Origin of the sequence: Streptomyces sp. NPDC101776 (genome assembly GCF_044766845.1) — a bacterium.
Lineage (GTDB): Bacteria > Actinomycetota > Actinomycetes > Streptomycetales > Streptomycetaceae > Streptomyces.
Genome location: NZ_JBIWMV010000015.1, coordinates 290,436 through 297,245, shown reverse-complemented (window position 1 = coordinate 297,245; position 6,810 = coordinate 290,436). Strand labels below are relative to the sequence as shown.

Below are 6,810 nucleotides of genomic sequence, written 5' to 3'. Positions count from 1 at the left end.
GGTACGTCACCCCGCTCGAAACGAGATCCTTGCTCAGGCAGAGCTTCGTCCCGGCAGCGTAAACACCCGCTGTCCAGTTCGCGGGGGGAACTTCAAACCGTGCTCGGATAGCCGACAGGCTCGGGGGCCGTCGACTTGGTGTGATCGAAGAAGCCAAGATCACCTGGGGTGATGCGGCGGCGGAGCTTGTTCGAGAGAACGTCTGCCATGAGTGCCGCTGTCTGCGGCCGGATGCCTGCGCCTTCTCGCCAGCGCTTCACGGCAACATGCGTCGTTCCCAGAGCTATGCCGCGCTGGGCGCCCTCGTCTGTCATGCGTTTGGCAAGGCCCTTGTTCGAGACCTTCGCTTCGTCCATGACCGCGATCAACTGCGCGTTTGGTTCTCGGTTCATGCTCCCCTGCCAACCCGAGAATGACGGCGAGTATTCATCGTGTCACAGGAGTAACGCCCTGGGGGGTTCATTGGCGAACCCCCTTTGCATTTGCCGGTGTTCACGTGAACCCCCTGGTGGACGCTCCCAACGGCGCGGTCCTCGTCGTTCACTGGTCGGCACAGATCGGAGGGCCAAAGGGCCCTTCAGCGCTCGGGAGGGAACGCGGTGGACGTGCAGCACAGCAAACACTCGGCGAACGCCTCGACGACAGGTGCTCCACGTCGCTCGCCGTACGACCCGACCACCGGACATTTCCGAGCGTTGACGCTCTTCGCCGAATCGCCGGATTGCAGCAAAGCGGCCCGCGACATGGTGGGGTCCTATCTTCGGACCTGGGAGCTGGGGCACGCGATCGAGGACTCGCAGCTCATCGTGTCGGAGCTGGTGGGCAACGTCGTACACCACGCGGTGCCAGATGGCTCCAGGGCGATTCCTGGTGCCGCCCGGCGAATCGACGTGTCGCTGATGACGTGGCCCGAAGTGCTCGTGATCGGGGTCGCCGATGAAGACTCGACCCCGCCTGAGCTTGCGGCGGGTGAGTTCGTCTCACCGGATCTCGCCGGCGACTTCTCCGAAGCGCTGCTGCCGGACCGGGGACGCGGACTCCTGATCGTTCAGCGCCTGGTCGACGCAGTGTGGTGGTCCCCGCAAGACAGAGGCGGCAAGACCGTGTGGTGCCGCCTGGACCTCGACCGGCTGTGGGCTGAGAACTCGGCCTGAAAGATGCCGGGCCACCGCCCCTTGATTCACTCCCTCGCGATCGGGAGTGGGCAGCGGCCCGGATTCCGGCCGGAGTCTGACCCCTCCGGCCACGGAGCGCGGCTCCTCGGCACCCCCGGGAGCTCCCCTCCCGATTGAGGGGCCGCGCTTCACAACTCAAGACCGAAACCGGGCCACCCCGTCAGCCGTGGAAAGCGAAGGGTGGCCCGGCAGGGGACGCAGCGGTCCCCGGTGCCTGATGGTACCGGGGCCGCTGCGCTGCGTCGCTTCTGGCCCTGAAATCAAGAGAGTTGACGATCCGTCAACCAAGAGGGGCTGAGGTGGACGCGGTGACTGGCGCGGGTGAGGACTGGCCGAGAGATGGTCTGGGCGTCGACGGCATGGACTCCGGTCTGTGGGTGGCAGGCGTCGACTATGTGCAGGGGTGGCGTGAGGCTCAGGAGGTCGCTGATCGGTTGAACCGGGCGTTGCTCGGTGCCGGGTTCGAGCTGTCCGAACTGCGGGCCGTCGCCTCGACCAATGAGGAGGGGCGCGGTCTGGTGCGGGTGGCGGCCTGGCCGGGGGCGGTGAATCGGCTCGCCGGTCTCCTAGAAGCGCTCGCGGATGGGGACGGCGGTGTGCGGTGACGCGCCGTCTTGCTGGTGAGCGCGGTACGTGGGCACGTCGCCGAGTGTTGAGACTTTGGGCGGTAGCTGCCATGGGGCGAGTGAACAGGGGGCCTTACGCTCGCCGGCGGATCGGGCAGTCTCTTGGAGCCTGCCCGTGTTTAGCCCGATCGGCCCCCTGTTCTTCGAGGCTCGCCCCATGGGAGCTGCCTAAAGTCTCGGCACCCGGCGACCACCAGCCACCAACACCCCGGCAAGCGACGGCCGTTCGACGCATCGACTCCTTGGGCGAGCTGTGGTCGTGCGGGGCGCTTGCCGTCCGGACGGGACCGGCGGCCACGCCGCACGCCCGGCCGGGGCGGCCGGGCGCCCCGGCGCGCCGCAGGCGCGCCCTTGAGGAAGTGAAGACTGTTTCGACCGATGCCCGTCTGAGGTCAGGTGCGGGTGTGTCGGGTGGGCTGTTTGTCGGCGGTGATCCGGTAGGCGAGTTCGGCACGGTCCGCACCTACGCGCAGCTCTTCGAGGATCAGCGGGCGGTCGTCGGCGCCGTGCGCGGTGCGGGTCACGTGCAGGATCGGCGTCGCGTCCGGCAGTTGGAGCGTGGTGCGCTCGTCGGGCAGCGGCATGTGCGCGCGGACCGTCTCGGACCACGTCAACTTGTGGCCGGCCTGGGTGAGGACCCAGTAGATCGCTGCCGGGGGCTTGCACGGCTCCTTGCCGAGCAGCGGGACGGCTTCGGCAACCTCGAACGGGATCAGCGTGCGGTGCATGGCACGCGTTCCGGTCCCGGGGTCGGTGAGCAGCCGGTCACAGCCGAACAGAGCTTCCTCCTCGCCGAGGTGGAGGAGACGGCCGGTGTCCTTCGTCGTGTGAGTCCGGTAGGTGCTCGGCTCTTCGGCTTCCTGCCAGGTGTCGCCGTTGGGCATCACGAACTTGCCCTCGCTGCTGTGGCTGATGCGGCGTTCGAGGGTGAGCGCGGGCTGTCCGTCCGTCCGGACGAAACTGCCCTTGCCGTGCCGAACATCGATCAGCCCTTCCGCGCGCAGCGCCGCGATGGCGTTGCGGACCGTGGGGCGCGAGACCCCGTAGCGGGCCATGAGCTGCGCTTCGGACGGCAGCATCGCGTCCGGGGCGAACTCGCCGGACAGGATGGCTTCGCGGATGGCGGCGGCCACCTGCTGGTAGAGGGCTCCGGGGCGCTGGATCTCCGACATGGCGGCATCTCCGGGTCGAGGTCATAGTCACGTCGCACGCGTGACATCACTCGTCAGCATAAGTACTTGCGCTCGTGTCGTACAGAGCCTCATAGTCATAACTCGTAAGGACAAGTGACGTCTGAATATGTCAGGCGTCCCGACTGGCCAAGGAGGCCACACAACATGCAGTCCATTCCCGTGGACACGGCGCGACTGGGCGTACTGCGGTGCGCCATCGCCCCGGAAACGAAGATCAGCAACTTCGAGACACAGGAGGTGAAGAAGGACCGAGATGGCAACCCCGTCTACACCGTCGCCGTCACCGTCCGCCAGGACGGACGCCGCATCTCCGTCATCGAGATCGCCGTGAGCGGCGAGCCCAAGGGCATTCAGGAAGGACAGGTCATCCGCGTCACCGGGCTGACCGCGTTCATGTGGTCGATGGGCGACCGGCACGGCGTCAGCTTCCGCGCGGATGCCATCACGCCTGTGCACGGCACCCCGGCGGCGCACGTGAAGGGCGGTGACGCGTGATGGGACCGATCCTGCTCGCCTTCACCCTGGCCGTGCTGGCCTGGCTGCTGGTCGTCGGCGACCTGGTGCGCCGGCACCGCCCGGCCTGGCACTGGTACATCGCCGGCTACCCGGTCACCGCGTGGCGGGTGCTGTTCACCTGGCGCCGGGTCGCCCTACTCAACGACCTGTCCGTGTCCAAGCTCCCGGCCCGCACGCTGGTCGGGCACCTGATCGTCAAGGGCGATCCGGTCCGCCCGGTGGCACCCCGAGCCTCGTTCCCGCGGGCGACTCGCATGGGGCTGAGCGTGACCGTGCGGCTGCACGCGGGACAGACCCCGATGACGTACATGAAGGCGGCCGACGCACTCACCCACGCGTGGAGAGTCCACGCGGTCCGGGTCACCTCGCCGGAACGCGGCCTCGTGCTGCTGGCCGCGATGGCCAGCGATCCGCTGCAACGGCCCGGCTTAGCCACCGCCCCCGCCGAGTTACTGTCCGCGCTCATCGGCGCACTCGAATCTGGCGGTGCCTGGGTGATGAACCTGCGGCTCGTGCCGCACTGGCTGATCACCGGGGCCACCCGCTCCGGCAAGTCCACCCTGCTGGCCCGGCTCATCACCCAACTCGCCACACAGCCCGTCGCCCTGGTCGGCATCGACTGCAAGGGCGGCATGGAACTCGGCCTGTTCATACGGCGGTTGACCGCGCTGGCAACGTGCCGACGCGAAGCGGTCGCCATCCTGTCCGCGCTCGTGGTCGACATGCAAGACCGCATGAGTGCCTGCCGGACGGCCGGTGTCCGCTCGATCTGGGAGCTGCCCGACAAGCTCCGCCCGATACCCGTGGTCGTGATCGTCGACGAGATCGCGGAGCTGTACCTGTCCGACGGGACCCGTGAGAGCAAGGCAGAGGCAGAGCAATGCTCCACGCTCCTGCTGCGCCTGGGGCAACTCGGGGCCGCGCTCGGCCTGCACCTGGTCGTCGCTGGCCAACGCGTCGGCTCCGACCTCGGCCCCGGCGTCACCGCCCTACGCGCCCAACTCGGCGGCCGGATCTGCCACCGCGTCAACGACCCCGGCACCGCCGAAATGACCCTCGGCGACCTCAACAAAGACGCCGTAGCCGTCGCACAGACGATCACTGCGGAGGAACGCGGCGTGGCCGTGTGCACGGGCCCGGACGGCGGCTGGAGCCGCGCCCGCTCCCACCTGACAACGACGCAAGAGGCCGTGTCGACGGCCCGCAAGTACTCCGGCATGACCCCTCAACTGCCCGCCCTCGACCGCGCCCTTGCGGCACTGGAAGGAGACGACAAGTGACTGGAGATGTGATCAGTGAGGGTACGGCGTTCACGTTCGCGGTGATCTTCGGGATCATCACCGTCCTCCTCGTCCGCTCCCGCGACGTGCGGGCCTGGGAGGCGGTCTGTGTCGGCCTGTTCGGCGTCTACCTCGGCCAGACGCCCGTGGTCTTCACCATCCATGGCCTCGTGATCTGGATGATCAGCGGCTTCTCCCACACCTGAGCAGAAGGGACCCACCACCATGCCCATGTCTCGCGTGAGGTGCCCGTTCTGCAAGGGCGACGGAGCCCGTAGGACCTGGACCGGACGGCTGCGCCGCTGCCGCGTCTGCCGGGGCACCGGAACCATCCGCTGACCCACCCGCACGACCAACCCAGAAGGACGTGATCCCCATGACCGACTGCGCGCCACCCACCATCACCCGTGCCGCTACGGCGGCCCACCCCGGAAGGTCACCACCATCACCCCGGACTACACCCCGGCAGGCAGGCGCGCCGTCCTCGACCGCGCGGCGCGCCTGCGCCAGCTCCCCGAAGCAGACCGCGACGCACTTCGCATCGCTCAAGACCCTCAATTCCCGCGCTGGCTGGAGCAGATCACCGATACCGGCGGCTGCGCCCATCCCATCCATCTGTCCGGCTCCACCACCACCCTGGACGAGGTGACCGGTGAGATCCTCCACCACTACGACACCCGCACCGAACCCGGCGAACGCCTCCTCGTCCGCTGCCGCAACAGACGCGCCACCGTCTGCCCGACCTGCTCCCGTCTTCACGCCGGCGACACCTTCCATCTGGTCCGCGCAGGCCTGCTCGGCGGCAAGAACGTCCCCATCACAGTCCGCAAACGGCCCCGCCTCTTCATCACCCTCACCGCCCCGTCCTTCGGGCCGGTCCACCGCGCCGGGGACCGGTGTCGCCCCCGCCGCGACGGCGGAACCTGCGAACACACACGTCCCGTCGGTTGCGGCGACGTCCACGATCAGGACTCACCGGTTGTCGGCCAACCGCTGTGCCCCGACTGTTACGACTACGTCAGTCACGTCCTGTGGCACGCGTACGCCTCCAAGCTGTGGGACCGGTTCGTCATCGACGTCCGCCGGCGCTTGGCCTCGTCGGTCGGCCTGGTGCAGTCCCGCTTCTCGCAGTACGCCCGGTTGTCCTTCGCCCGGGTCGCCGAGTACCAGAAGCGGGCGGCCGTCCACGTACATGCCGTTGTCCGCCTTGACGGTCCGGCCGGACCCGACGACGAACCTCCGGCTTGGGGCGCACCGGAACTCCTCATCGACGCCGTGTGTGCTTCCGCCCGGCGGGTCCTGGTCCGAACGTCCCACAGCCGGGCCGTGGGTGAACTGGCCCTGCGCTGGGGCGTCCAGGTCGACGCCCGACCGCTCGGGGCCAACGACGACGGACCCGACGATGACGCTGTGGCTGCTTACGTGGCGAAGTACGTCACCAAGGGGGCCAGCGAGACCGGAGCCGGCATCGACCACAGGGTCACCACCTGGGACGGCATCGAGTCTGCCCCCGTCAACGAACATGTCCGTACCCTCATGCGCACTTGCTGGCGCCTCGGCGGCCTCCCTGAGTACGCACCCCTCCGCCTCCGGGCCTGGGCCCACACCCTCGGCTACCGGGGCCACATCCTCACCAAGTCCCGCGCCTACTCCACCACCTACGCGGCCTTGCGCGCGGACCGCGCTGCCCACCGAAATGACGGCGCGGAGCCAGGAGAGGTGACGGTCGCAGAGGCCAACTGGCGTTATGCCGGCTCCGGTCACACCCCAGGTGCCGCCCAATTCGCTGCGGGAATCGCAGAAGACCTTTCCCGAAACAGGGAGTTCGCCCGTGAAGCAGTGAACGAACAGGGGCGGTGCGAATGAGCTGCCCGAAGAAGAAGCAGCCGCAGCCTGGCGAAGTGGTGTCTCGCTGGCGCGCTGTTGAGTGGGGAGATCGCGAAGAGCAGCGTCTGGCTGATCTTTTGTTTGGTCGGCTACCCAACAGGAATAGCCAGGGCGGCAGTTGCAAGCGAAGACC

8 protein-coding genes are annotated in these 6,810 nt (G+C 68.2%); 6 read left to right on the top strand and 2 right to left on the bottom strand.

Annotation, left to right across the window (positions count from 1 at the left end):
- Positions 1–92: 92 nt before the first annotated feature.
- Positions 93–356, bottom strand: coding sequence for a hypothetical protein (locus ACIRRY_RS36350; protein WP_403981467.1), 264 nt, complete (start codon positions 354–356; stop codon positions 93–95).
- A gap of 243 nt (positions 357–599) precedes the next feature.
- Here ACIRRY_RS36350 and ACIRRY_RS36345 point away from each other — a divergent pair, with 243 nt between their 5' ends.
- Both ACIRRY_RS36345 and ACIRRY_RS36340 read left to right on the top strand, forming a co-directional pair.
- Complete coding sequence (locus tag ACIRRY_RS36345; protein WP_403981465.1) at positions 600–1,154, top strand: ATP-binding protein; 555 nt, start codon at positions 600–602, stop codon at positions 1,152–1,154.
- Positions 1,155–1,483: 329 nt separating this feature from the next.
- Positions 1,484–1,780, top strand: coding sequence for a hypothetical protein (locus ACIRRY_RS36340; protein WP_403981489.1), 297 nt, complete (start codon positions 1,484–1,486; stop codon positions 1,778–1,780).
- 413 nt (positions 1,781–2,193) lie between these two features.
- Here ACIRRY_RS36340 and ACIRRY_RS36335 read toward each other — a convergent pair whose 3' ends face one another.
- Positions 2,194–2,973: a GntR family transcriptional regulator gene (locus tag ACIRRY_RS36335; protein WP_403981463.1), complete on the bottom strand. Its 780-nt coding sequence runs from the start codon at positions 2,971–2,973 to the stop codon at positions 2,194–2,196.
- A gap of 165 nt (positions 2,974–3,138) precedes the next feature.
- Here ACIRRY_RS36335 and ACIRRY_RS36330 point away from each other — a divergent pair, with 165 nt between their 5' ends.
- The 4 genes from ACIRRY_RS36330 to ACIRRY_RS36315 all read left to right on the top strand — a co-directional run bounded on the left by ACIRRY_RS36330 (position 3,139) and on the right by ACIRRY_RS36315 (position 6,656).
- Complete coding sequence (locus ACIRRY_RS36330) at positions 3,139–3,489, top strand: hypothetical protein (RefSeq protein WP_365606844.1); 351 nt, start codon at positions 3,139–3,141, stop codon at positions 3,487–3,489.
- Positions 3,489–4,790, top strand: a complete 1,302-nt coding sequence (locus ACIRRY_RS36325) for an FtsK/SpoIIIE domain-containing protein (RefSeq protein ID WP_403981461.1) — start codon at positions 3,489–3,491, stop codon at positions 4,788–4,790. Before ACIRRY_RS36330 ends, ACIRRY_RS36325 begins: the two co-directional genes overlap by 1 nt.
- Before the next feature lie 8 nt (positions 4,791–4,798).
- Positions 4,799–4,996 (top strand): hypothetical protein, encoded by a 198-nt coding sequence (locus ACIRRY_RS36320; RefSeq protein ID WP_318021700.1) that lies wholly within the window; start codon positions 4,799–4,801, stop codon positions 4,994–4,996.
- 295 nt (positions 4,997–5,291) lie between these two features.
- Positions 5,292–6,656 carry a replication initiator gene (locus tag ACIRRY_RS36315; RefSeq protein WP_403981486.1) on the top strand — a complete coding sequence of 455 codons (1,365 nt, stop codon included), beginning with the start codon at positions 5,292–5,294 and terminating at the stop codon, positions 6,654–6,656.
- Positions 6,657–6,810: the final 154 nt, after the last annotated feature.

Bases quoted from the DNA above. Each gene is read 5' to 3' on its own strand.
- ACIRRY_RS36350 (WP_403981467.1), bottom strand. From the start codon at position 356: ATGGACGAAGCGAAGGTCTCGAACAAGGGCCTTGCCAAACGCATGACA.
- ACIRRY_RS36335 (WP_403981463.1), bottom strand. From the start codon at position 2,973: ATGTCGGAGATCCAGCGCCCCGGAGCCCTCTACCAGCAGGTGGCCGCC.
- ACIRRY_RS36330 (WP_365606844.1), top strand. From the start codon at position 3,139: ATGCAGTCCATTCCCGTGGACACGGCGCGACTGGGCGTACTGCGGTGC.
- ACIRRY_RS36325 (WP_403981461.1), top strand. From the start codon at position 3,489: ATGGGACCGATCCTGCTCGCCTTCACCCTGGCCGTGCTGGCCTGGCTG.